Source organism: Nocardia lijiangensis NBRC 108240, assembly GCF_001613045.1.
Taxonomy (GTDB): Bacteria; Actinomycetota; Actinomycetes; order Mycobacteriales; family Mycobacteriaceae; genus Nocardia; species Nocardia lijiangensis.
The window spans coordinates 1-24,613 of the sequence record NZ_BDBP01000049.1; the positions used below are offsets into that span (position 1 = coordinate 1).

The 24,613-nt window shown below is 68.8% G+C and carries 24 protein-coding genes; 12 read left to right on the top strand and 12 right to left on the bottom strand.

All coding sequences use genetic code 11. The features are described 5' to 3' along the window. The 3 genes from NL1_RS19095 to mqo form a co-directional block, all read right to left on the bottom strand. Positions 1 to 1,145, bottom strand: a 1,145-nt coding sequence (locus NL1_RS19095) for a magnesium chelatase ATPase subunit I (protein WP_156094947.1), incomplete at its 3' end; no start/stop codon positions are given. Positions 1,146 to 1,361: 216 nt separating this feature from the next. After that, on the bottom strand, positions 1,362 to 1,811 hold the full coding sequence (locus NL1_RS19100) for a GNAT family N-acetyltransferase (protein ID WP_067841215.1): 450 nt from the start codon (positions 1,809 to 1,811) through the stop codon (positions 1,362 to 1,364). Between the two features lie 18 nt (positions 1,812 to 1,829). Next, positions 1,830 to 3,338 carry a malate dehydrogenase (quinone) gene (mqo, locus tag NL1_RS19105; RefSeq protein ID WP_067841217.1) on the bottom strand — a complete coding sequence of 503 codons (1,509 nt, stop codon included), beginning with the start codon at positions 3,336 to 3,338 and terminating at the stop codon, positions 1,830 to 1,832. 315 nt (positions 3,339 to 3,653) lie between these two features. On the opposite strand from mqo, the gene NL1_RS19110 reads away from it, so the two are divergent. Next, complete coding sequence (locus NL1_RS19110) at positions 3,654 to 4,718, top strand: alpha/beta hydrolase (protein ID WP_174553434.1); 1,065 nt, start codon at positions 3,654 to 3,656, stop codon at positions 4,716 to 4,718. On the opposite strand, the gene NL1_RS19115 is transcribed toward NL1_RS19110, so the two are convergent. The 3 genes from NL1_RS19115 to NL1_RS19120 form a co-directional block, all read right to left on the bottom strand. Beyond that, a complete protein-coding gene (locus NL1_RS19115) occupies positions 4,698 to 5,261 on the bottom strand; it encodes a hypothetical protein (RefSeq protein WP_067841218.1) in 564 nt (187 codons plus the stop codon). The two genes, NL1_RS19110 and NL1_RS19115, sit on opposite strands and share 21 nt — an antisense overlap. A gap of 100 nt (positions 5,262 to 5,361) precedes the next feature. Next, on the bottom strand, positions 5,362 to 5,508 hold the full coding sequence (locus tag NL1_RS37720) for a PIN domain-containing protein (protein WP_156094939.1): 147 nt from the start codon (positions 5,506 to 5,508) through the stop codon (positions 5,362 to 5,364). A gap of 92 nt (positions 5,509 to 5,600) precedes the next feature. Beyond that, the gene (locus tag NL1_RS19120) at positions 5,601 to 6,833 is read right to left on the bottom strand and encodes a serine hydrolase (RefSeq protein ID WP_067841220.1); all 1,233 of its coding nucleotides are present in this window, start codon (positions 6,831 to 6,833) and stop codon (positions 5,601 to 5,603) included. Between the two features lie 110 nt (positions 6,834 to 6,943). On the opposite strand from NL1_RS19120, the gene NL1_RS36705 reads away from it, so the two are divergent. Beyond that, entirely contained in the window at positions 6,944 to 7,642 is a 699-nt protein-coding gene (locus tag NL1_RS36705; protein WP_156094940.1) for an LppP/LprE family lipoprotein, read from the top strand. A gap of 100 nt (positions 7,643 to 7,742) precedes the next feature. Here NL1_RS36705 and NL1_RS19130 read toward each other — a convergent pair whose 3' ends face one another. The 3 genes from NL1_RS19130 to NL1_RS19140 form a co-directional block, all read right to left on the bottom strand. Next, complete coding sequence (locus NL1_RS19130; RefSeq protein WP_067841224.1) at positions 7,743 to 9,299, bottom strand: cobyric acid synthase; 1,557 nt, start codon at positions 9,297 to 9,299, stop codon at positions 7,743 to 7,745. A gap of 43 nt (positions 9,300 to 9,342) precedes the next feature. Continuing rightward, positions 9,343 to 10,206, bottom strand: coding sequence for a type I methionyl aminopeptidase (gene map / locus NL1_RS19135; protein ID WP_067841226.1), 864 nt, complete (start codon positions 10,204 to 10,206; stop codon positions 9,343 to 9,345). 85 nt (positions 10,207 to 10,291) lie between these two features. Beyond that, on the bottom strand, positions 10,292 to 10,831 hold the full coding sequence (locus tag NL1_RS19140) for a MarR family winged helix-turn-helix transcriptional regulator (protein ID WP_084510758.1): 540 nt from the start codon (positions 10,829 to 10,831) through the stop codon (positions 10,292 to 10,294). 240 nt (positions 10,832 to 11,071) lie between these two features. Between NL1_RS19140 and NL1_RS19145 the strand changes: the two genes are divergently transcribed. Continuing rightward, positions 11,072 to 12,151, top strand: coding sequence for an alkene reductase (locus NL1_RS19145; RefSeq protein ID WP_084510759.1), 1,080 nt, complete (start codon positions 11,072 to 11,074; stop codon positions 12,149 to 12,151). A gap of 105 nt (positions 12,152 to 12,256) precedes the next feature. Beyond that, the gene (locus NL1_RS19150; protein WP_067841231.1) at positions 12,257 to 13,234 is read left to right on the top strand and encodes an NADP-dependent oxidoreductase; all 978 of its coding nucleotides are present in this window, start codon (positions 12,257 to 12,259) and stop codon (positions 13,232 to 13,234) included. A gap of 27 nt (positions 13,235 to 13,261) precedes the next feature. On the opposite strand, the gene NL1_RS19155 is transcribed toward NL1_RS19150, so the two are convergent. Continuing rightward, positions 13,262 to 15,580 carry an ATP-binding protein gene (locus tag NL1_RS19155; protein ID WP_067841233.1) on the bottom strand — a complete coding sequence of 773 codons (2,319 nt, stop codon included), beginning with the start codon at positions 15,578 to 15,580 and terminating at the stop codon, positions 13,262 to 13,264. Positions 15,581 to 15,784: 204 nt separating this feature from the next. Here NL1_RS19155 and NL1_RS19160 point away from each other — a divergent pair, with 204 nt between their 5' ends. After that, complete coding sequence (locus NL1_RS19160; protein ID WP_067841235.1) at positions 15,785 to 16,036, top strand: hypothetical protein; 252 nt, start codon at positions 15,785 to 15,787, stop codon at positions 16,034 to 16,036. A 25-nt stretch (positions 16,037 to 16,061) separates the two neighbouring features. Here the strand turns inward: NL1_RS19160 and NL1_RS19165 are convergent, their stop codons facing one another. Beyond that, on the bottom strand, positions 16,062 to 16,712 hold the full coding sequence (locus NL1_RS19165) for a GntR family transcriptional regulator (RefSeq protein WP_067841312.1): 651 nt from the start codon (positions 16,710 to 16,712) through the stop codon (positions 16,062 to 16,064). Between the two features lie 215 nt (positions 16,713 to 16,927). Between NL1_RS19165 and NL1_RS19170 the strand changes: the two genes are divergently transcribed. From NL1_RS19170 to NL1_RS19200, 7 genes are read left to right on the top strand one after another with little or no spacing between them, the layout of a single operon-like run. Then, positions 16,928 to 18,055 (top strand): TIGR03364 family FAD-dependent oxidoreductase, encoded by a 1,128-nt coding sequence (locus NL1_RS19170; RefSeq protein ID WP_067841313.1) that lies wholly within the window; start codon positions 16,928 to 16,930, stop codon positions 18,053 to 18,055. A 10-nt stretch (positions 18,056 to 18,065) separates the two neighbouring features. Further along, positions 18,066 to 18,755, top strand: coding sequence for a phosphonatase-like hydrolase (locus tag NL1_RS19175; protein ID WP_067841315.1), 690 nt, complete (start codon positions 18,066 to 18,068; stop codon positions 18,753 to 18,755). A 49-nt stretch (positions 18,756 to 18,804) separates the two neighbouring features. Further along, on the top strand, positions 18,805 to 19,872 hold the full coding sequence (locus NL1_RS19180; RefSeq protein ID WP_174553435.1) for a 2-aminoethylphosphonate ABC transporter substrate-binding protein: 1,068 nt from the start codon (positions 18,805 to 18,807) through the stop codon (positions 19,870 to 19,872). Position 19,873: 1 nt separating this feature from the next. Then, positions 19,874 to 21,142 carry an ABC transporter ATP-binding protein gene (locus NL1_RS19185; RefSeq protein ID WP_084510749.1) on the top strand — a complete coding sequence of 423 codons (1,269 nt, stop codon included), beginning with the start codon at positions 19,874 to 19,876 and terminating at the stop codon, positions 21,140 to 21,142. After that, positions 21,139 to 22,035, top strand: coding sequence for a 2-aminoethylphosphonate ABC transporter permease subunit (locus NL1_RS19190; protein ID WP_067841237.1), 897 nt, complete (start codon positions 21,139 to 21,141; stop codon positions 22,033 to 22,035). The genes NL1_RS19185 and NL1_RS19190 overlap by 4 nt, the downstream gene beginning before the upstream one ends. 2 nt (positions 22,036 to 22,037) lie before the next feature. Further along, the gene (locus NL1_RS19195) at positions 22,038 to 22,835 is read left to right on the top strand and encodes an ABC transporter permease (protein WP_067841318.1); all 798 of its coding nucleotides are present in this window, start codon (positions 22,038 to 22,040) and stop codon (positions 22,833 to 22,835) included. Between the two features lie 56 nt (positions 22,836 to 22,891). Further along, the gene (locus NL1_RS19200; protein WP_067841239.1) at positions 22,892 to 23,485 is read left to right on the top strand and encodes a DUF4126 domain-containing protein; all 594 of its coding nucleotides are present in this window, start codon (positions 22,892 to 22,894) and stop codon (positions 23,483 to 23,485) included. A gap of 217 nt (positions 23,486 to 23,702) precedes the next feature. Here the strand turns inward: NL1_RS19200 and NL1_RS19205 are convergent, their stop codons facing one another. After that, positions 23,703 to 24,062, bottom strand: a complete 360-nt coding sequence (locus tag NL1_RS19205) for a DUF4254 domain-containing protein (protein WP_067841320.1) — start codon at positions 24,060 to 24,062, stop codon at positions 23,703 to 23,705. Positions 24,063 to 24,613 lie beyond the last annotated feature (551 nt).

Genomic DNA, 24,613 nt, shown 5'->3' on the forward strand with positions numbered 1-24,613 from the left:
CGGCCTTCGCGCGGGGCGGGACCGCCGCCGGGGCCTTCGGGCGGCGCGTCGGGTCCGTCGTCGGGGTCCTCGGGACCGCGATCGCCGTCCGAGCCCTCGGCATCCTGGCGTTCGCCGTCGAATTCCGTTGGCGGCGTGGACTCTTCCGCGCGGTCGGCCTCCGCGGCGGCGTTCTCCATGGCTTCGTCGAGTTGTTCCTCGCTGATGCCCGGCTCGTCGAACGGGTCGCGCCGACGCCGGTGTGGCAAAGCGAGTTCCGCGGCGATCCGCACGTCCTCCGCGGTGACGACATCGCTGCCGCGCCAGGCCGCGTGCGCGGTCGCGGTGCGGGCGACCACGAGGTCGGCACGCATGCCGTCGACGTCGAAGGACGCGCACAGGGCCGCGATCCGCCGCAGCTCCACATCGTCGAGCGCGACCTCCGGCAGCCGGTCGCGGGCCGCCAGAATGCGCTCGGCGATCTCCAGGTCGGCGGCGGCGTAGCCGGCGGCGAACCCGGCCGGATCGGCCTCGTAGTCGAGCCTGCGGCGCACCACCGCCATGCGCACGTCCACCTCGCGGGAGGCGGCCACGTCGACGGTGAGACCGAACCGGTCCAGCAGCTGCGGGCGCAGTTCGCCCTCTTCCGGGTTCATGGTGCCGACCAGCACGAAGCGCGCGGGATGCGAATGCGAAACGCCGTCGCGTTCGATGTGCACGCGGCCCATGGCCGCGGCGTCGAGCAACACGTCCACCAGGTGGTCGTGCAGCAGATTCACCTCGTCGACGTACAGCACACCGTGGTGCGCGGCCGCCAGCAGACCGGGCCGGAACGCCTGCTCGCCGTCGCGCAGCACCCGCTCCAGGTCCAGCGATCCGACCACGCGGTCCTCGGTGGCGCCGACCGGCAGCTCGACCAGCCGCGCGGGCCGCGCGCCCGTCTCGTCCACCACCGGCGGCAGCAGCTGCGCCAGCGCGCGCACCACGGTCGACTTCGCGGTCCCCTTCTCGCCGCGCACCAGCACCCCGCCGATACCGGGATGCACCGCGCACAAGATCAACGCCAGCTGCAGCCGCTCCTGCCCGACCACCGCGGAGAACGGAAACCCCGCCTCGGCGTCGACACGAGGCGAACGGTACGAGGGTGCAGCTTCTACACGGGACAAAGGCACGCCCCCAGCCTAGGCGCGCACCTGTCTCGTCCACGAACCACCCCGACCGAGCGCTTGGCAGACGGCCGAACCCGAACGAGCCCCGCGCAGACCCCCAACCACCGTCGGAGCGCGTCTTATGAGCCCGTCCGCGGCCCGTCTCCCGTGTTCGAAAGGTGGCACACGCCACAGCATCAAAGCTGGGTCAGCGCACCTTCAACTCTTGGGCAACTAACCCCGGCGCATCGGGACGTGCATGATCCCGTCGTCGTCGAATTCCTCACCGTCACGCTGGAAGCCGTGCTTGGTGTACATGTCGACGAGGTAGGTCTGCGCGTTCAACCGCACGGTGGCGGAGCCGACCTCGGCGAGCGCGGCTTGCAGCAGGCGGGTGGTGTAGCCGTGGCCGCGAGCCGGGACGGCGGTGCAGAGGCGGCCGATGCGGAACGACTTGACGCCGTTCTCGTGTTCCTCGAGCAGGCGCAGGGTGCAGATGACCTCACCCTCGTCGTCGAGCCAGAAGTGACGGGTTTCCGGCAGCAGATCGAGTCCGTCCAATTCCGGGTAGGCGCACTTCTGTTCGACGACAAAGACTTCGACGCGAAGTTTCAACAGCTGATACAGGGTCGCGGTATCGAGATCCTGCGCCCATGACCGTTTGAGAGCAACCGTGGACATCATCGCGCCTTGCTATCACACCTACGGCGTCAGCGCGACCCCTGCGTGCTTCGGCGTGTTCGCGTTGTTGAGGTTCAGCGCCTTGTTCGTCCAGTCCCACACGTCGTGGAACAGGGCTTTGTCGTCGGAGAGCTTCACGCCGAGCGACGGGATCATCTGGCGCAGGCGCGGGGTCCAGTCGGCGTATTCGCGCGGGAAGCAGCGCTGCAGCACGTCGAGCATGGCGGTGACGCAGGTGGACGCGCCCGGCGAGGCGCCGAGCAGACCCGCGATGGAGCCGTCCTTGGCGGCGATGACGGCGGTGCCCAGTTCCAGCACGCCGCCAACGCCCTTGCGGCGGATGATCTGCACGCGCTGGCCCGCGGTGATGAGTTCCCAGTCGCGGCCGTCGGCGCGCGGGATGAACTCCTCCATGGTGTAGACCTTGCCCGCCTGCGACTTGAGCAGCTCCGAGACCAGGTACTTGACCAGCGACATCTCGGTGAGGCCGACGCCGAGCATCGGCGCGAGGTTACCGGCGTTGATCGACTTGAACAGGTCGGTGTTGCTGCCGTCCTTGAGGAACTTCGGGGTCCAGCCCGCGTACGGGCCGAACAGCAGGCCCGGCTTGCCGTTGATGACGCGAGTGTCCAAGTGCGGCACGGACATCGGCGGGGCGCCGACGGCGGCCTTGCCGTACACCTTGGCCTCGTGCTTCTGGATCAGGGCCGGGTTGGTGCAGCGCAGGAACTGGCCGCTGACCGGGAAGCCCGCGAAGCCCTTGATCTCCTTGATGCCGGACTTCTGCAGCAGCGGCAGCGCGCCGCCGCCCGCGCCGACGAACACGAACTTGGCCTCGACGGTGCGGGTCTGGCGGGTGCGCAGGTTGCGGACCCGGATCTTCCAGCTGCCGTCGCGCTGCTTGTCGAGGTCGCACACCTCGTGGCCGAAGGCCAGGTTCGCGCCGGTGGCGCCGAGGTAGCCGAGCAGTTCCTTGGTGAGCGAACCGAAGTCGATGTCGGTGCCGCCGTCGGTCCAGTTCAGCGCGACCGGGTCGGAGAAGTCGCGGCCCTTGGCCATCAGCGGCAGCCTGCGCGCGAACTCGTCGGGGGTGTCGACGTACTCCATGCCCTCGAACAGCGGGTGCCCGGCCAGCGCCTCGTAGCGCTTGCGCAGGTACTGCACGTCGTCGGCGCCGTGCACGAAGCTGACGTGCGGGATCGGGTTGATGAAGCGGGACGGGTCGCCGAGGATGCCGTTCTCCACCGCGTGGGCCCAGAACTGGCGCGACACCTGGAAGCGCTCGTTGATGTCGACGGCCTTGGTCACGTCGACCGAGCCGTCCGCGTTCTGCGGGCTGTAGTTCAGCTCGCAGAGGGCCGAGTGCCCGGTGCCCGCGTTGTTCCAGGGGTCGCTGCTCTCCGCCGCCGCGGCGTCCAACCGCTCGAACAACGAGATCGACCACTCCGGCTGCAGCTGACGAAGCAGCGCACCGAGGGTGGCACTCATGATCCCGGCACCGATGAGTACTACATCGGTCTTTTCAGTCATGGCAGCGTTCGGCACGGGTAGATCGACTTCCTTGTCACTTCTGGCGCGGCCACCGGCGTGGTGGTTCGCCTGGGCACGGGCGCTATGTGGTTTTGCGACGGGCGCTATGTGGTTGTTGCGACGGGCGCATGGTTGTTACGAGCCTGGCGTGACTCGGCGGTCGATAAGGTTACCCGCCGTTCACCTATCGCCAATTGTGCACCTCGCGCCGCCGCATTCCGGCAACGAACCCGGTGAATGTGACATAGATTCCTCCCCCGCTCCAGGTCGCGAGCGATCTTCTTTCCGGGCCGGACCTCGCCTACATTGAGTCTCGTGACGAACGAAACCTCGCTAGACGTGTCCGAGATCACGGATCGGACCGGAGGCAGTTGGCAGCCGGATGTCCTGGGAGCGGGGTACGAACAGCGGTCCATTCCGCTGGGCGCCGACCCCGACGGGGAGGGCCAGATCTCGGCCACCCTCGTGCGCTACCTCCCGGATTCCGGCGCGGCTGCCACCGAGTGCGCCGTGATCTACGTGCACGGCTTCACCGACTACTTCTTCCAGCAGCATCTCGCCGAGCATTTCGCCGCGCGCGGTCACCGCTTCTACGCCCTCGATCTGCGCAAGTGCGGCCGCTCGCTGCGCGACGGGCAGAGCCCGCACTACGTCACCGACCTCGCCTTCTACGACGAGGAGCTGGACGAGGCGCTGCGCATCGTCAAGGAGGAGACCGGCTCGGAGGTGTTGCTCGTCGCGCATTCCACCGGCGGCCTGATCATGTCGCTGTGGCTGGACCGGCTCAACCGGGCCGCGGGCGTCGCCGCCTCGGGCATCGTCGGGATCGTGCTCAACAGCCCGTGGTTCGACCTGCAGGGTCCGTCCTACTACCGGACCATCGGCACACCGATCATCGGCGCGCTCGGCCGGTTCCGCGCCATGCTGGAGATGCCGGGCGCCTCGATCAGCACCTACGGCGACAGCCTGCACAAGAGCGCGGCGGGCGAGTGGGATTACAACCTGGACTGGAAGCCGCTGGCGGGTGCGCCGGTGCGCTTCGGCTGGCTGCGCGCGATCCGCCGTGGCCACTTCCGGCTGCACCAAGGTCTGGACATCGGGGTGCCCGCACTGATCCTGCGGTCCCGGTTGACCAAGTTCCTGAGCAAGTACGGTCCGGCCGCCGACGTGGCCGACACGGTGCTCGACGTCCGCCAGATTCAGCGCTGGGCCGGCTGCCTCGGGGATCGCACCAACATCGTGCCGATCGATGGTGCCCGCCACGACGTGTTCCTGTCCGCGGCCGAGCCGCGCGCCAAGGCCTTCGAGGAGATGGACAACTGGCTGGACTGGCTGGCGGTGTATCGGCGCAAGGCCGAATCACCAGAGGCTGGTGCGTAGCACGATCTCGGTGGCCAGTTCGTGGGCGGCCTCGGCGGCCACGTTGTCGACGTCGACCTGCACCACGCGGAATTCGCCGTAGACGAAGCGCCCGGAGCCGTCGGCGACCGTGCGCGGCAACCGCTTGGTGACCAGCACGGTCACCGGAAGTTCCAGCGGACGGCAGCCGGGGTCGTCGACGGCGCCGTCGGCATCGGGCGATGCGGGATGGCCGCGGTCGGCGACCACCAGGCTGATGAACCGCCCGAACGGGCCGGAGCAGGTCTGCCAGGCCACCGCGGCGCCCGCTCCGCGCCCCGCGACGTGCGTGTAGGGGACGCCGAGCTGATCGAGGATCGCGTGCACCGCGGGCGGGTCGAGTCCTTCGACGGACTCCACGGCGAGGGTGCGCAGGTCGGAGGTGTGCAGCCGCGCGGCGACCTGGTCGTACACATCCACCGGATCACCCGCGTCGGGCAAGAGCAATACCGTGTGCCGCGATTCCGGGCCGTCGACCCGCACCGTCCAGGCACGGTCACCGACCGCGATCCGCCGAGACTCCATGCCCGAGTACGCTACACCGCCGCTACCCGCCCCCGCGGCGAGTCTCTGGGACCGGCTCACACCAGCAATCGCATCCCGGTGGTGGTGGCCGCCGTCGGGCTCAGGGTGACGGTAAGGTCGCAGCCCGCCCGAGCTGTTCGACGAGCGCGTCCTCGAAGTCGGCGCCCTCGGTGCAGCGGCGCAGGGCTTGCCGGACGGTGTCGGCCCGCTCGACCACGATCTCGGCGGAGGCGAGCAGGCCGAGCATGATCTCGGTGACGGTCTCGGCGTCCAGACCGTAGCGGCGCCGCAGCGCCCGATGGATCAGCCGAGTCGAGCATCGAGGAGGAGCCGTGCGGTTCAGGGCTCCTGGCGGGCGATCGCCGTCGAGATCTGGGCGACCAGCCGCCAGGGCCGGTCGGTGTCGCCGGTCGCCTTGCCGCTGGTGAGGATGGCGCCAGAGAGTCCGCGTGCGGGATCGGCCCAGCCGTACTGGGTGGTCAGTCCGCTACGGCCGAAATGGGTTTCGGTGTGGCGGCCGAATTTCGAACGACTGCCGCCGAGTTCGTAGCCTGCCACGCTGACCCGACCAGCCGCCCCGGGTATCCGGCTCGCGGGACGCACGGCCGCACGAAGCGTCTCCGGCCGCATGATCCGGACACTGTCCAGTTCCCCTCCGCGCGCGAGGATTTCGTAGAAGCGCGACAGTTCGCAGGCGGTGGTGACGAGATTGCCCGACGGCAGTTCCGCGGTGAGGAACGCGCGGGTCCCCTCGTCGTTCATCCCGCCGCCCATTCCGCCGCCGAGTGCCTTGTGCGCCAAGAACTTCCACACCCGGGACGGACCAGGGCCGACCGGCACGCTCGGCACCACCAGGTCCACCTCCTCGGGTCGCACGCCGAAGTTGGTCCAGCGGAAGCCGAGCGGCGCGAGTACCTGCTCGTGCAGGTGCTCCCGCATTCGCTTGCCCGTCGCCCGTTGCACCAGGAGCCGCTGGATCAAACCGCTGGTCAGCGCGTGGTAGACGCGGAAACGACCGGGCGGCCAGCTGGGCCGGAGATCGGTGAGCGCCCGCACCGCCAGCTCCTCGTCGACCACCAGTTGGTAGCCCCGATACGGCGGAGTCACGAACGGCACGCCCGCCGAATGCGACAGCACGTCGCCGATCGTGATGCGCTGTTTGCCGTTGGCGGCGAATTCCGGAATGTATTCGCACACCGGGTCGTTCAGTGCGAACGCGCCCTGCTCGACGAGCATCATCATCAGCGCCGCCGAGACGCCCTTGGCGGTGGAGAATCCGCAGAACGGCAGATCCGGCGTGGCGAGCACCCGCGCCACCTCCGGCCCGTCTCCCGGCCGGTTCCCCCACCCGTGCCCGATCGCGCGGTTCAGCAGGATTTTCCCGTTGCGCCGCAGGCACACCTGAATCGCCGGTGTGGTACCCAACCGGTACCACGCGCGCACCGACTCCCACACGGCGTCGATCGCGGCGCGGCTCACCCCGGCATCGGCCGGATCGTCTTCGGGTCCTGCCGTCGTCACCGACTCCAGATCCGCGGCAACCGTCACCAACAAGTCAGCGGGCGCATTCATCCTGCCAAGGGTAGCGATGCCCCGAATTTCTGCGCCTAACGCGCCGATCGGGAACCCCGATGGAACAAACGAGCGTGCGATGGCACGGTCTCGACAGAATCGAGGGGACGATGAACCACATGGTTCGCATGGCCGCGCTGATAGCCACCGCGGCCGCACTGGCGGCAGGCTGTAGCAGCGACGACTCGGCTCAACCCACGCCGAGTTCGCAACGGACGACGGTGGGGGCCGCGTCCACGCCCGGCGCAACGACCGCGCCCGCGGCGCCCGGGCCACAGACGCCCGGCGAAGCGGCCACACCCGCACCCGGGACGAACCCGCCGCCCGCCGTGACCGAAGCGCCGCAGCAGCCCGGCCCGTCCACCCCTGTCGTCACCACACTCGCACCGACCGACGACATCGGCGGCCCCGGGCGCTGCATCGATCCCGCGTCGGCGGGTGTGCGCACCGCGCTGGCCGGACTGGGCGAAGGCTGGGCTGCCACGCAGGCCTCAGCCGACCAGCCCGGTAGCTGCGGGCAATTGCTGTGGGTGCGAGCCGTAGGCGGAAATTCGGCGGGCGCGCCGATCCACGTGATGTTCTTCCACGACGGAAAGTACTTGGGCACGGCAACTTCCGAGCCCTACGCGTTCACGCACGTGGCGGGCTCGAACGGCAACTCGGTCAATGTGGGATACCGGTGGCTGGTCGCCGACGAGCCGTTCGCCGCGCCGCAGGGCGGTCCGGTCACGATCACCTACACGTGGACCGGTTCGGGTGTCGCCATGAGTGATCCCCTGCCGAAGGAGGTCACCCAGCCGCACCGATAGCGTCGAGAAGAGTTCGTGCCGACGCCGGGGATCGCCGGCCCACAAGACCTCCTGACCGGCCTCGAGATCCGGACCGAGCAACCAGGCGAACGCGGTGGAACTAGCGCCGGGAATCCAGGTTTGGCACGACGAGATCCGAACGGAGCGTAGGCATGCCCTCGGGCGCGCCCGCGGTGATGAGCGTTTCCAGCAGGTTCGTGTCGAGGTGGTTCTCCATCAGATCCGCGAGCAGATCCAGTTGGGCGGTCCGCACGGCCGCAACCGAAGTCGCTTCGGCGGCAACGAAACCCGTGCGGCCCGCCCGCTGGGCGACTTCATCCAGCCAGGCGCGGCGGAAGTCGTCGGATTCCATCAGTCCGTGCAGGTGCGTTCCCCAGATCGCGCCGCGGACGCTGCCCTCCGGCTCCCCCGCCGCCGTGAGCCAGGTCGGGTCACCACTGCGTGTCACGCGTCCGTGGTGAATTTCGTAGCCGTGCAGGGGGATACCTTCGGCGGTCACCGCTTTGCCGTGACCGTCGGTGCGGCGCAATACCTTCGGCTCGGCGAACTCGATGTCGAGATCGAGCAGGCCGAGCCCGTCGACCGTGCCCGCAGCCGATTCCACGGTGTCGACGATGCGGCGGCCGAGCATCTGGTAGCCGCCGCAGATGCCGAGGATGGGTCGCCCGGCCGCGGCGCGTTCGATCAGGGCGGCGGCGATTCCGCTGCGGCGCAACCATTCCAGATCCGACACCGTCGACTTGCTGCCGGGCAGCACCACCAGGTCGGCATCCGTCAGACGGGAGGGATCGCGCACCCAGCGCACCGCGACGCCGGGTTCGCAGGCCAACGCTTCCACGTCGGTGGAGTTCGAGATGCGGGGCAGCCGGATGGCGGCGACCGTCAGCCATTCCGTTCCGGCGGGCGCGGCCGGGCGACCGACCGGGGCGTCGGCGACCGTGCCGAGCGAGTCCTCGGCATCGATCCACAGATCCTCGGAGAACGGGACCACACCGAGGGTCGGCCGCCCGGTCAGCTCGGTCAGCCGATCCAGACCCGGTCGCAGCAGCTCCACGTCACCGCGAAACTTGTTGATCACGAAGCCCGCGATGAGCCGCTGATCGGCGGGTTCCAGTACGGCCAGCGTGCCGAACAAATGCGCGAGCACCCCGCCGCGATCGATGTCGCCGACGACGAGCACCGGCAGCCGCGCCGCCTCGGCCAGCCCCATGTTCGCCAGATCGGTGGCGCGCAGGTTGATCTCGGCGGGCGATCCGGCACCCTCGCAGATCACTACGTCGAATTCGGTTCGTAGCGAGTCGAGTTCGGCCGCGACGACCGCCCGCAACTCCTGCCGGTGCCGGAAATAGTCCGCGGCGCCCACGGTGCCGACGGCCTTGCCGCGCACCACGAGCTGCGAGCGACGGTCACTGCCCGGTTTCAACAGCACGGGGTTGAACCGCACGCTCGGCTCCAGACCGCAGGCCTGCGCCTGGAGCGCCTGTGCGCGCCCGATCTCGCCGCCGTCCAGCGTGACGACGGAGTTGTTGGACATGTTCTGCGCCTTGAACGGCGCCACCCGCACACCCTTCCTGGCCAGCATGCGGCAGATACCGGCCACCACAACGCTTTTCCCCGCGTCGGAGGTGGTGCCGGCGACGAGCAGCGCGCCTTTCATCGCGCCCGCTCCCGACCACGGAGAGCGGGGCCGCGGCGGGCGCTCACGGCAGGGTGAGGATGTCCGCGCCGGTCTCGGTGACGACCAGGGTGTGCTCGAACTGCGCGGTCCACTTGCGGTCCTTGGTGACCACGGTCCAGCCGTCGTCCCAGATCTCGTAGTCGATGCCGCCGAGGTTGATCATCGGCTCGATGGTGAAGGTCATGCCCGGCTCGATGACCGATTCCACGGCGGGCTGGTCGTAGTGCAGGATCACCAGGCCGCTGTGGAAGGTGGGACCGACGCCGTGGCCGGTGAAGTCGCGCACCACGCCGTAACCGAATCGGTTGGCGTAGGACTCGATGACGCGGCCGATCACGTTGAGCGCCCGGCCGGGGCGGACCGCCTTGATGGCCCGCATGGTGGCCTCCTCGGTCCGCTCCACCAGCAGCCGGACCTCCTCGTCCACGTCACCGGCGAGGAAGGTCTTGTTGGTGTCGCCGTGCACGCCGTGGATGTAGGCGGTGACGTCGATATTGACGATGTCGCCGTCCTCGATCACGGTGGAGTCCGGAATGCCGTGGCAGATCACCTCGTTCAGCGAGGTGCAGCAGGACTTCGGAAAACCCTTGTAGCCCAGCGTCGACGGGTAGGCGCCGTGGTCGCAGAGGAATTCGTGGGCGATGCGGTCCAGTTCGTCGGTGGTGACGCCGGGGGCGACCGCCTTGCCCGCCTCTTCGAGCGCCTGCGCCGCGATCTTGCCCGCGATACGCATCTGCTCGATGGTTTCCGGCGTCTGCACCCAGGGCTCACGCCCCTCGTTGACGGTCTTCTTCCACGCGTACTCCGGTCGCTCGATGGAGCGCGGCACCTCGCGGGTGGGCGAGAGCGTGCCGGGAACGAGTGGTTTGCGGGTACGCACGGACATGGGACCAGAGTATCCGTACCCGGTCGGTGGTACCCGCCCGCCCGCGCCGGGGTTTCCGCTGCCTGCGGCTGCTTCGCAGGCGTGCCTATGCGGGGGCGTCCGCCGGAGGAGCGTGTGCGGCGGTGCGGGCAAGGCTGTCCTCGATGTTTTGCAGGATCCGTAGGGCCTCGGCTTGCTGTTGGGGGGTGAGGTCGCCGGTCGTGGCGTCTTCGAGTTCGGCCCAGATGCGTTCGACCTGTCGGCGTAGTGCGTGGCTGGCCGTGGTGGGTTCGACGATGGCAGCACGTTTGTCGTCAGGGCAGGGGCGGCGGCGGACGAAGCCGGCGTTTTCCAGACGTTTGATGCTGCGGGCCATGGTGGCGGCGTCGGAGTCGAGCATGCGGACGAGGTCGGTCTGTCGCTGGGGACCGGTTTCCCACAGGTGCATCATGACGATCTCCTGACCGAGATGGAGGCCGACGCGGCGCAGGAGCTGTCCGGCGATCATGCGGTGCAGGCGGGCGACGCGGAAGATCGCGTGGCTGACGGGGCCGGCGTGGGCGGCGGCGGGCACGGGAACCGTCGTGGTGGGCGCCGTCGCTTCGAACGTCTGGTCTTGCGTGTCCCGGCGTGCTGCCCGGCTCATCGATCCCATCCTTTCCGCCGGACGCTGTCCGGACAGTAATCAGCATACCCGAACCCACCCCCTGACGTACCACCACTGTGAACAGGTGGTTTTTGGCAAAATTGACCGAGTTGTGGTGCGGATCACGTTGCGGCGGGGAAGCTAGTGAGTGATTTACTTGTTCGGACAGGTAATTCTGGCAGGGCGGCGCTGGAGACCCCCGGACCGCGCTGCCTCCCAACTCTGACGAAGGGAATGATCATGACGACCGTGTTCGATCCGATCGACCTGGGCGGCAAGCGCCTGGCCAACCGCATAGCGATGGCACCGATGACCCGTAGCCGCGCCTACGGACCGGGCGCCACCGCGACGGAGCTGATGGCGACCTACTACGCCCAGCGGGCAAGCGCCGGTCTGATCATCACCGAGGGCATCCAGCCGTCGGTGGTCGGTCAGGGCTACCCCGACACCCCGGGCCTGCACTCCGCCGAGCAGGTCGCTGCCTGGCGGCAGGTGACCGACGCGGTCCACCGCGAGGGCGGGGTGATCTTCGCGCAGCTGATGCACACGGGCCGTATCGGCCACCCCAGCCTGCTGCCCGACGGCCTGATCCCGGTGGGTCCCTCCGCCGTCGCCGCGAAGGGCCAGGTGTACACCCACCAGGGCCCTCAGGACTTCGTCACGCCGACGGAACTGGAGCACGACGAGATCGTGCGGACGATCGCCGACTTCGCCGCCGCGGCGCGCAACGCGATCGCCGCGGGATTCGACGGGGTGGAGCTCCACGGGGCGAACGGCTACCTGATCCACCAGTTCCTCTCCCCCAACGCCAATCAGCGCACAGACACCTGGGGAGGAGATGCCGCGGGCCGGGTGCGTTTCGCTGTAGAGGTCGCCGCGGCCGTCGCGGAGGCGATCGGCGCCCACCGAACCGGTATCCGCATTTCCCCCGGCGCCCCCTTCAACGACATCTCCGAGACGGACACGGTGGATCTGGAGGAGACCTACACCGCCCTGGTGGCCGGTCTCGCCGCACTGGACCTGGCCTATCTGCACGTGCTCGAAGGCCCCGACCAGAGTCTGACCGAGCGCCTCCGCAAGGACTGGCCCGGCACGTTCGTCCTCAACCCGTTCACGCACCCCGAACCCACTGGTCACGGCTCCCTCGGCCTGATCGAGGACGGCGCGGCGGACGTGATCGCCTTCGGCGCGCTGTTCCTGGCCAACCCGGACCTGCCCCGCCGCCTGGCGACCGACGGTCCCTACAACGCGCCCGACCGGGCCACCTTCTACGGCGGCGACGAGCGCGGCTACACCGACTACCCGGCCCTACCCGCCTGATCAGCCACCACAACCGATCGAGGACCGGCGCCGACCCCTGGCGCGCTCCCGCCGAACCCCTATCCCCCTTTTCGAAACCTGCACCACTCACGCGAAGGACTCACCATGACCGCCATTACCCGCAGACTCCAGCACGCCGCCTACGGCGGCCCTGAGGTACTCGAAGTGACCGAGGTGCCGCTGCCCGAGCCCGGCCCCGGCCAGGTCCGCGTCCGCATCCACGCCGCAGGCGCCAACGCCCTGGACTCCAAGAAGCGCCGGGGCCTGTTCGCTCCCGGCCAGAAGGCCCCCGCCGATCCCCAGCCGCTGGGCTTGGAGATGGCCGGTGTCATCGACGCCCTCGGTCCCGGCGTCACGCAGTGGAAGATCGGCCAGCCGGTGCTGGGAAGCACCACCCGAATGGACGCCGTCGCCACCCACGCCCTGGCCGATATCGACCACATCGTCGCCAAGCCCGACACCCTCACCTTCGAGCAAGCCGCCGCACTGCCGGTCGCAGCGGAGACCGCCTATCGCACCCTGCGCGAACTCGGCCTGGCCGCCGGCCAGACCCTGCTGGTCCACGCCGCCGCCGGCGGCGTCGGCCTCATAGCCGTCCAGCTCGCCCGCGCCTGGGGCGCCACCGTCATCGGCACCGCCGGCGAAGCCAACCACCCCTTCCTCCACGAGCTCGGCGCCATCCCGGTCACCTACGGCGACGGCCTGGCCGAACGGGTACGCGCCGCGGCCCCGCAAGGCGTCGACGCCGTCCTCGACGCCTCCGGACGCGGCGTCCTGCCCCTGTCCGTCGAACTCACCGGGAGCCCGGACAACGTCATCACCATCGCCGACCTCGACGCCGCCCGGCACGGCGTGCGCTTCTCCCGGGGGAGCCTGCCCCTCCCGCAGGTCTGGGCGGACGTCCTGCCCCTGATCGAGGACGGCCGCCTGAGCATGCCCATCGAGGCGGTCTTCTCCCTACAGGAGGCGGGCGACGCCTACCGCCGCCTCGACACCGGCCACCTGCGCGGGAAGATCGTCATCTCGACCAGGGCGCCTCTCGCCCCGGCGACCCGGGCAGTCCTCGACACTGCCAACCAGTGACCCATCCCCACGGAATCCGACAGTGGGTCAACCAGATCCGTGCGTCACTGCCCACGCGGCAATCTGCGCGCGAGAAGTGAAGCCGAGTTTGGTGAGGATGTGCTCGACGTGCCCTTCGGCGGTTCGGCGGGAGATGACCAGTTGGGCGGCGATTTGCTTGTTGGTCCACCCCTGCGCCACAAGGTCGGCGACCTCGCGCTCCCGGCGCGTCAGTGGCGCCGATACCTCCTCCGCGGGCGGTGAGGGTGCAGGAGCGCGGTTCTCTGCCAGTGCATAGTCGACTGCTTGCTCCAGGGACAGTTGCGCGCCGGTTCGAAAGGCAGTGGTGAACGGGTCGTCGCCCATGTCGTGCCGGAGCCTGGCCTCACACTGCTGATGGTCGGCGCGTAGGTGGCCGAACCCGGACAGAGCGGACCCGGACAGCTCCCAGGTTGCCTGGGCCGCGCCCAACAGTGTGGCGGCCCGTTCGCCGGCATTTTCTGCAAGGGCGCACCAGCCCAGCACCTCCAGACACTGGGCGATACCGTACTGATCGTGGGAGAGCGGCTTCTCCCGAAGTGCGTTCCGGACCAGTGTGGCTGCGCGTCCTGTTCGGCCTTGTCGGTACTGCTCCAGGGCCACTGCCCAGCGCGCGTGCGTACGGGACCAGTGCGCTTCCTGTGCCTCGCACAGGGACAGGCACCGCTCGGCGCGGTCGGCGGCGCGCGGGTTGTGGAGATTGAAGTAGGCGGTGCTGAGCATGAAGCAGGTGACCGCGGCCGAGCCGGGGTCCTCCCTGATGTCGTGGCGTAGGAGCGCATCCTCCAGCAGGGGCACAGCGACGGCGAAGTCGGCACGGAACAAGGCGGTGAGGCCTGCGATGGTCACGGCGGCGCGCGCTAGATCCGGATCTTTCTGCACACCATCCGGCAGAGTGCGGAACTGCTCCATCCGCGCCTTCGCACCGTCGTTGTTGCCCTGCAGGAGAGCGAGCAGCCCATCGACGCACAGTGCCTTCGCCTTGACAGGGGTCGGCGCCGAATCCAGCTCGAGCCCCCGGGCAATCCAACGCCGCCCTTCACCGAGGGAACCGAAGCCCAAGCGGTGGTTCCACATCGATGCAGCCAGCCCAAGCCCGGCACGGGCCTGCCCGGGCTCGGTCATACAGAATTCCAATGCGGCACGCAGATTCGGGTGTTCCGCGCGCAGCATGGCGAACCATTCGAACTGCCGGGGACCGAACCACTCCGCCTCGGCCTGCTCGGCAAGGTGCTGGTAGTAGTCACGATGACGTGCGCGGAGCGCCCCCTCTTCACCCGAGGCCACCAACTGGTCCTGTCCATACCGGCGCAGGGTCTCCAGCATCCAGTAACGAAGCCGGGTGCCGCGCTCCTCGCAGGCGATGACCGACTTGTCCACCAAACCTGCGATGAGCTCGAGCACCTCAGCCTGCTCGATACCCTCTCCAGAGCAGACGGCTTCGGCCGCGTGAAGATCGAAGCCGTCGGAGAACACCGACAGCCGCGACCACAGCAGTCGCTCGGCCGGCGAACACAGTTCGAAGCTCCAGTCGACAGCGGCACGCAGCGTGCGATGGCGCGGCAGCCCGGCGCGCGATCCGCCGGTCAGCAAGGCGAAGCGGTCATCGAGCCTGTGTAAGAGCTCATCCACCGACAGCACATTCGCTCTCGCGGCGGCCAGCTCGATCGCCAGCGGAATCCCATCCAAGCGGTGGCAGATGCGACCGATCGCCCTGATTTTCTCGGGCGTGAGCGCGAAATCCGGGCGTATGGCTATCGCACGGTCGGTGAACAAACGTACTGCTTCGCACTGCGTCATCGCTTCCGTCGCGCCCACCGCATCCGGTTCCGGAAGAGACAACGGCGGCACCGGCATGGCATATTCGCCCTGTATCCTCATGATTTGCCGGCTGGTCGCCAGAACCTGCAGATCTGTAATCGCGCGCAGCAATGTGGTCACAAGGGCGGCGCACGACTCCAGCAGATGCTCGCAATTGTCCAAAACGAGCAGCAGCCGTTGGCCTTTCAGGTAATCCGTCAATACCTCGACCGGTTCGCGCCCCGACTCGTTTCCCAACCTCAGCTTGGCGGCAATCGCTTGCGCCAGCAGGCTCCCATCCTCCAGCGACGCCAGCTCCACAAACCAGACCCCACCCGGGAAAGAACGACGCACCTCGCTGGCGACACGCAGCGCCAACCGGGTCTTGCCGATGCCGCCCGCACCGGTCAACGTCACCAACCGGCCCGATGTGAGCAGCTGCCTCACCCTCGAAACCTCGGTCCGTCGGCCGACAAAGCTGGTCATTTCCACCGGCAAGGTGCGTGCATCCCCTACCGCACCACCCATAGCTGCAGAATACGCCGCGCACCAGCTAGCTCTACGAGCTGCAGATATAGGTATAGGAATGGGTATTTTCGCCCGTTTCTACGTAGTGCCGGTCCTGTGATGCTCATGCAACCGGAATAAGCAGGAGGTTGACGTTGATAGCTGTTGACAAAGATCACCGGCCGACACGGCGGCGCGACACCGAGCGGCGGCAGGAGGCCGGAGATGGATGATGCGCGTCGAACCGAAGCAGACGGCCTGTACGTGACGTGGCGCTTGGTTCAGCATCATCTGATCTCGATCGTCGCCGTGCACAACGCATCCGACGCCTCGCCGGTCGTAGCGTTCGGCCCCGATATGTTGTCGGATCTCGCGCGAGCACGAGAGCTGCTGCCGGAGCTGACGAAGCTGTGGGACGCCGTGCGCCACGACTACTGGACCAATTTCATTGCTCCGCACCCGCAGGTGACCAGATGAGGGCAATCGCAACTCCGGTGAGCGGCTATGTCGACAGGCACGCCTCGAACGCGATCCGGTCGCCGCGGTACAGGGCGCGCACCCGTTCGATCGGCGCACCGTCGTCGTCGACGCTGCGCCGGTGCAGCAACAGCAGCGGCAGCGCCGTGGTGCATTCCAGCAGGGCGGCCTCACGCGGGGAGGCCAGCACCGTCTCGATGCGTTCGGTGGCGGCGCCGAATTCCACGCCCGAGGCGCGCACCGCGGCGTAGAGCGAGGTCGTCGGGTCGTAGTCGTCGCGCAATCCGGCGAAGCGCGCCAGCGGCAGGAAGGTGCTCTCCAGTCCGATGCGCTCGCCGTCGGCGAGCAGCAGCCGTTCCAGGTGCATGACCGGCGTGCCCGCGGCGAGCCCGAGATCGCGGGCGGTGTCCGCGTCGGCGGGGACGTCCTCCCAGGTGACCAGGATGCGACCGGGCACCCGGCCCAGGCTCAGCGCGCCCTCGGTGTAGGAGCGCAGCGACAGCGGCTGCACCATCTTCGGCCGCGAGACCACCGTGCCACGGCCCTGCCGCCGAATCCGGCCCTCCACCAAGAGATCCCGCAGCGCCTGCCGGACGGTTTCGCGGGCGACCTCGAACCGCACGGCAAGCTCGCGCTCCGAGGGCACCGGATCGCCCTCGGCCAGTTCGCCGATCATCCCCTCCAGCTCGGTGCGCACCCGATACGACTTCGGCAAGCGCTCCGGAAGGGCCAATTCGGCGCTCCCGCCGGATGTCTCGCCACGCCGGCCGCGCGTCACCTCCGTTGCTTCCATGCCCGACAGCCTACCCGCAATTGGTCTATACCAATTATTAACCCGGCGTTCGCATGCGCAACACCCATCGGTCTAGACCATTGCTCACCATGGGTTCCATGCGAGTGGTCATCATCGGAGGTGGAATCCTCGGCACCGCCCACGCCTGGGCCGCGGTCCGGCGCGGGCACGAGGTCGTGCAGCTCGAGCGCGAACCCGAGGCCCGTGGCGCGACGGTGCGCAACTTCGGGCTGGTGTGGGTGTCGGGCCGTTCGGCGGCGGAGCTCGACCTGACGTTGCGTTCCCGCGAGCTCTGGGAGGAGATCGGCGGCAAGGTCCCCGGCGTCGGCTTCCGTCCGGCCGGGTCCATCACGCTGGTGCGCACCCCCGAGGAGCTGGCCGTAGCCGCTGCCGCGGCGGCCAGCGACAGCGCCGAGGCGCGCGGCTTCGACCTGCTCGAACCCGAACGGGTGCGCGCGATCAACCCCGCGTTGCGCGGCAAGTACCTTGCCGGTTTGCACTGCACGACCGACGCCGCGGTCGAGTCGCGCCAGGCACTCCCCGCACTGCGCGCCTACCTCGCGGGCACCGGCCGCTACACCTTCCACGCCGCCACCGAGGCCCGGTCGGTCACCGATACCGGTTCCGGTGCAACGGTTCTCGACGACCACGGCCGCAGCTTCGCGGCCGACCTCGCACTGGTCTGCCCCGGCGCCGCGCACACCGGCTTGACCAGGGAGCTGGTCGGCGCCATTCCGGTGCGCCGGGTCCGGCTCCAGATGATGCAGACCGCGCCGCTCGGCGAACCGCTGACCACCGCCGTCGCCGACGGCGACAGCTTCCGCTACTACCCCGGCTTCGCGGGTCCCGAAGTGGACGCGCTCGAACGCGAACAGTCCCAGACCGCCACCGCGGCCGAGCACAAGATGCAGCTGCTGTGCGTGCAGCGCCTGCACGGCGGCCTCACCCTCGGCGACACCCACGAATACACCGAACCGTTCGCCTTCGACGTGGACGAGGCGCCCTACGAGCACCTCACCTCCGTCACCGAGGAATTGCTCGGCCGCAAGCTGCCGCCGATCGTGCGCCGCTGGGCCGGGGTGTACAGCCAGAGCGTCGACCCCGCCGCGATCGTCACCCGGGCGAAGGCCGACGAGCACGTCTGGGTGATCACCGGCCCCGGCGGGCGCGGCATGACCCTCGGCCCCGTCCTCGGCGAGGAAACCGCCGAGCTGCTCGGCCTCTGAAGGAGACATGATGCCGGACAACACGATCCAGCTCGCCGTGCTCGACATGGCGGGGACCACCGTCGCCGACGGCGGCCTGGTGCTGCGCGCATTCGAAGCGGCTGCGACTGCCGCGGGCCTGGAGGCCGAAGGGCCGCAGCGAGAACGAGCCCGCCGGTACGTGCTGGACACCATGGGCCAGTCCAAGATCGCCGTGTTCCGGGCGCTGCTCGGCGACGAGGACCGCGTGCAGACCGCCAATCGCGCCTTCGAGTCCGCCTACGACGCCATGATCGACGAGGTCGGTGTCACACCGATTCCCGGTGCGGCCGAGGCCATCTCGGCGCTGCGGGATGCGGGCGTGCGGGTGGCGCTGACCACGGGTTTCAGCCGCGACACCCAGGATCGGCTGCTGCACGCTCTCGGCTGGCACGGCATCGCCGATCTCACGCTGGCGCCCTCCGACGCCGGTCGCGGCCGCCCCTACCCCGACCTGGTGCTCGCCGCAGTGCTGCGCCTGCGCATCGATGCCGTCGATCGCGTCGCCGTGCTCGGTGACACCACCAGCGATATCGCCACCGGCCGTGCCGCGGGCGCCCGCATCGTCGCGGGCGTGTCGACCGGCGCACACGACGAACCGCGGCTGCGCGCCGCGGGCGCCACCCACGTGGTGCCCTCGGTGGCCGAGTTCGCCGAGCTGATCCGCGCCGAGCGCCACTGACCCCCGCCCCTCCGACCATCGACACCACCAAGCGAAAGTTGCTCTCACCGTGCGTACTTCCCCCACGCGCCTGTCCAGGGTCCTGTCCAGGACCGCTCTGCTGGTCGTCACCGCCACCGCGGTCGCCGTGACGGCGGCCTGCGGCGGCACGGGTTCCGGCGGCTCCGACGGGCAGACGGTCACCGTCTACTCCGCCGACGGCCTCGACGCCTGGTACAAGACTCACTTCGAGAAGTTCCGGTCCGAGACCGGCATCGCGGTGAACGTCGTCGCGGCGGGCTCCGGCGAGGTGGTCAACCGCCTCGAAAAAGAGCAGTCCAACCCGCAGGCCGACGTGGTGGTCACGCTGCCGCCGTTCATCCAGAAGGCAGACGCCGCAGGGCTTTTACAGCCGCTGGGCGTGGACACCTCGGCCTATCCCGCCGCCGAGAAGGACACGGACGGCAGATTCGTCAGTCTCGCGGGCAACTATCTGAACTTCATCGCGAACGACTCCGTCGATGCCTCGAAGCTCACCTGGGACGACCTACTGAGGCCGGAATACAAAGGCAAGTTGCAATATTCGACACCGGGCCAGGCCGGTGACGGCACCGCCGTGCTGATCCTGCTGCAACAGCTGCGCGGCAAAGACGGCGCGCTGGAGTACCTGAAGCGGTTGCAGGTCAACAACGTCGGGCCGTCCGCCTCCACCGGCAAGCTCCAGCCCAAGGTCGACAAGGGCGAGCTGCTGATCGCGAACGGCGACATCCAGATGAACATGGAGTCGATCACCTCGAAGGGCTCGAAGTTCGGCATCTTCTTCCCGGCCTCGGCCGACGGCGTCAGGCACACCGTCGCGTTGCCCTACTTCATGGGCTTGGCCAAAGGCGCCCAGCACAGCGAGGCCGCCAAGAGGCTGATGGACTACCTGCTCAGCAAGGAGGTGCAGCAGACGCTCGGCCCGGACGCGTTCGCCGTCTCGGCCCGCACCGACCTGGCCGACGCGCCCGCCACCGGCTCCGGCCCGAACCCCACCGCGCTGTTGCAGGGCGTCCAGATCGTGCGCCCCGACTGGACCAGGGTCCTCGCCGACCTGAACGACGACGTAGCCGCCTACGAGAAAGCCATCGGAGGCTGACATGACCCCCGGCGACACGCTCACCGAATCGTCCACCGCCACCAGGACTTCGCGGACCGCGACCGACGACGTACCCGCCATCGTGTTCGACCGCGTCGGCGTCCGGTACGGCACGGGCCGCAAGACCACCGTCGCCCTGGCCGATTTCACCTTGCGCATCGCCGCGGGCGAGACCGTCGCGCTGCTCGGGCCGAGCGGCTCCGGCAAGTCGACCGCGCTCAAAGCGCTGGCCGGATTCGTCCGGCCGACCTCGGGCGCGGTCCGGCTGGCCGGGCGCGACGTCACGCATCTGTCCCCGGCCAAGCGCGGCATCGGCGTGGTGGTGCAGTCCTACGCGCTGTTCCCGCACATGACCGTGCACGGCAACGTGGCCTTCGGGCTGAAGGCGCATCGCGTGCCGCGCAAGGACATTGCCGAACGGGTGATCGAGGCGCTGACGATGGTGGGCATGGCCGACTACGCCAAGCGGCTGCCGCGTGAGTTGTCCGGCGGCCAGCAACAGCGCGTCGCCATCGCCAGGGCGCTGGCCATCCGGCCCAAGGTGCTGCTGCTCGACGAGCCGCTCGCGGCGCTCGACGCTCAGCTGCGCCAGTCCATGCTCGGCGAATTGCGACAGCTGCGGGAGGCGTTGCCGGACACCGCGATGCTGTACATCACGCACGATCAGGCCGAGGCGCTGGCCCTCGCCGACCGGATCGCCGTCATGCGCGATGCCCGGCTCGTCGACGTCGACACCGCCGAAAACCTCTGGCAGCGGCCGCCCAGCGATTTCACCGCCGCCTTCCTCGGCGGGGCGAACCTGGTGCCGTGCACGGTGAATCGTGTATCCGGTGGTTCCGCGCTGGTCACCGCGGGCTCGCACACCCTGCGCGCCCATGCGCCGGAGCCCGGCATCGGCAAGCTCGCGTGGGACCCGGATTCGCCCGCGCTGCTGTGTATCCGGCCGCACACGGTCACGCTCACATCGACCACGGAGCGCAACGCGTTGCGCGGCAGCGTGATCGCGAGCGTGTGGCGCGGGGCGTCGACGCGGCTCGAGGTCAGCGTGGACGGATTGCCGGATCCGCTCGCGGTGGACGTACCCGGACATGCGGCGGCCGCGCCGGGCTCGGTGGTCGGCGTCCGGTTCCCCGATCCGGCGGGCGTGCTCGTCCCACGGCCGGTCGGTGTCGAATCGTCGTTCGTCACAGCACTTTCCGGCGATGCGGGAGCGCGGGGCCGCGCGGTCTCCTCCGGAGCGAACGACCGCCAGCGGGAGGAACGAGCATGAGCGCGATGCTCCTCGAACGTCCGGTGGACAGCGCCGAGCCCCCGCCAACGGACGCTACGCGGCGGCGGTGGCGCGCAGTGCTGTGGACGCTGCCTCCGATGCTCCTTGTTCTCCTCGTCGCCGTATACCCGATCCTGCGGGTGCTCACCGAGTCGACGGTCACCTCGGACGGGCGCGGGACCGAGGTGTGGTCCTCGGTGCTGAGTTCGGAGTCGTTCCGAAACGCGCTGTGGCGCACCGTTTCCATCGCACTCGCCTCGACAGCGGGGTGCCTGGTACTCGGCGCCTTCCTCGCCATAGTGCTGGCGTTCGTCCCGTTTCCGGGCTCGGCGGTGGTCGGCAGGCTGATCGACACCGTGCTCACCCTGCCGTCGTTCCTCGTGACGCTCGCGTTCACCTTCCTCTACGGCACCGCGGGCGCGGTCAACGCGCTGATCGCCGAACTCACCGGACGCGACACTCCCCTGTTGAACTTCCTCAACACCCCGCTCGGCGTGATCGCCGCGGAGATCAGCTTTTTCACGCCGTTCGTGGTGCGGCCGCTGCTCGCCGCCTTCGCCCAGCTACCCCGCGAACAGCTCGACGTGGCGGCCAGCCTCGGCGCCTCGCCGTGGCGGGTGCTGCGCCAGATCGTCCTGCCGGAAGCCTGGCCCGCCATGGCCGCGGGAGGCAGCCTCGTTCTCTTGTTGACGCTCAACGAGTTCGGCATCGTGCTGTTCACCGGCGCCAAGGGGGTTCTGACGCTGCCCGCGCTGATCTACACGCGTGGCATCGTCACCTTCGACCTACCGGGCGCGGCGGTGCTCGCATCGGTGCAGGTGGCCCTGTCGCTCACGCTGTACGCCGCCTACCGTTTCGTCTTCGCGCGCGTGACGGCGCGGAAAGGACAGTGACCATGCTGGTGTGGACGCGAACCGGCCGGGCGGTGCTGCTGACGGTGTTCGGTCTGGTGGTCACGATCGTGTTCGTCGCTCCGATCGCCACCGTCGTCGCCGCGTCGCTGGCCGGTAGCTGGACCGGTCCGCTCCCTTCGGATCTCGGCCTCGCCAACTTCCGGCAGGCGCTCTCGGGCGAGGAGGCGGCGAGCCTGTCGGTGAGCTTGCAGACCGCGCTGCTGGCGGGCGCCTTCGCCTTGGTCGTCGGCACCTGGGCCGCGCTGGCGGCTCGGGAGGCGCCCGCGTGGTGTCGCAGGTTGACCGACGTGATGTTCCACCTGCCCGTGGCGGTGCCCTCGGTTGCCATCGGTCTCGGCATGCTGATCGCCTTCAACGAGCGGCCGCTGCTGATGGGCGGTTCCAAGTGGATCGTCATCGTGGCGCACGCGGTGCTGGTGCTCGCCTATGCCTTCAGCGCGGTGTCGGCTGCACTTGACCGACTCGATCCGGCATATCGTCAGGCCGCCGAATCCCTTGGCGCGGGACCGGTCCGGGTGCTCTGCCAGGTAACGCTGCCGTTGCTGCTGCCCGCACTCGGAGCGGCGGCGGGGCTCGCGATCGCGCTGTCGATGGGCGAGCTGGGCGCGACCATCATGGTCTACCCGGCCACCTGGCGGACGCTGCCGGTCACCATCTTCGGTCAGACCGATCGAGGGGACGTGTTCGACGCGGCGGCGGGCACCACGCTGCTGGTGGTGGTCACCCTGGTGGCACTGGTGCTGCTCGGCAGGCTGAAAGGCCGTGCGGCGCTGCGATAAAGGCGCCACAGGTGCTGAGCTCGAGGCAGACGCGTGCCGCCGCATAGGATCACAGGGTGTCCCTGCTCCCCTTGATCTTCACCGCGGGCTGGGCCAGCGGTATCAACGCCTATGCCGTGGTGCTGCTCTTCGGGTTGTTCGGCGTCACAGGACTTTCCGCCGAGGTGCCGGAGGGCCTGCAACGCACCGACGTGCTGATCGCGGCGGCGGTGCTGTTCCTCGTCGAGGCGGTGGCCGACAAGATCCCCTACCTCGATACGTTCTGGGACACACTGCACACCGTGGTGCGCCCGGCCGCCGGGGCCGTGGTGGCGGCGCTCATCGCGGGTTCCGACGAGTCGCTGCCGCAGCTGGCCGCGGCGGCGGTGGGCGGCACCGCCGCGCTGGTCAGTCACCTCGTGAAGGCCGGGCTGCGGATGGCGATCAATACCTCGCCGGAGCCGGCCAGCAATATCGTGACCAGCACCCTGGAGGATCTCTGCGTCGCGGGCGTCATCACGCTCGCGATCTTCCATCCGGTGGCCGCGGCGATCGTGGCGGGAGCGTTCCTGCTGATCGGCCTGACCTCGATCATGCTGCTGGCGAGCCGGATTCGCCGCTATCGCCGTCGGCGGCGGGAGCGGCGGCAAGCAGCCGCGCAACCCTGCTGAACTCTCACTTACCGAACTCTCACCCGGATCACGGGCAACCAGCGGGCGTGCCGCGCCAGTCGACCACGCGGCACGCCGGGCGGGGCGCCCCGTTGCGCCCGCCGTCACTACATGCGGCGACGTTCACATCCGGGTGGACGCATTGGTCGGATGACATTCCACCCGGGACGTCGCCGTCGTGGCGGTGGCGCGGTAGCCCGTTGCCCGCCGCGAGCAGCTACTGCTCTGGCAGTCGACGGCGGCCTCCGGCCACGTCGGTTACCAGATCAGTGTAGCCGTCGACGAGTTCGGCCAAGTGGTACCAGCGTTTATGGGTGTTGTCACTGCGCGGCCCGTCGACATCGATGGCCTGGTTCGCGTTCACCCAGCTGCGCGCCATACGGTCCACCACGGCACCCAGGCTCTCGGTGTGCAGCGAGGCGCCGTTGCGGTGCTGCGGCACCTCCTGCGCGATCCAGTCGTTGATGTCGTCGACGAGTTCGCTACGTCGACAATCTATTTCGGCGATCAGGTGGGCGTTACGCACCTCCGCGCGCCGAGCGTGCAACTCGGCGAGCGCGTGCGCGGACCGCAGCAACTCACGGTCTTGGAAGCGCCGTCCCTGAAACGCACACAGAATTTGCGGAGCCGTCGGCAGCACCCCCACCGTCGGCGCGCTCATGCCTTCGCCTCGCTGACGCTCGGCTCCGGCATGCGCGATGCGCGCTGGCACATGATTCGCTCACTGCGTTCGCTCATCGCCACACCCCTGATTCACCCGACACCAACGCTCTATATACCAACATCATTGGCTCTCGATTCGGTAAATCCCGCTCATCGGATCGGTTGTTCACACCTAGGCTAGCTGGATCATGCTCTTACAGATGCAAGAACACAACAGAAAACGCAATATTGCGTTCCCTCTGCTGCAACCTGTGTCCGCCTACCCTCCGCACATCCGCAACCATGCAGCTAGGACGTGTTCCGCCGATCCGGACGGCCCGAATGCCGGTGCGTAAGGGGGCTTTCCACCACCGGTTCCGATAACGGAGACTTCGCCCGAACCGGACGAAACACCTGCCTCGCCGAACACGTGTCGGGTACGTCCGCTGCCTCGACGGAACCCCTCGAGTGCTGAGACTGGCTGGC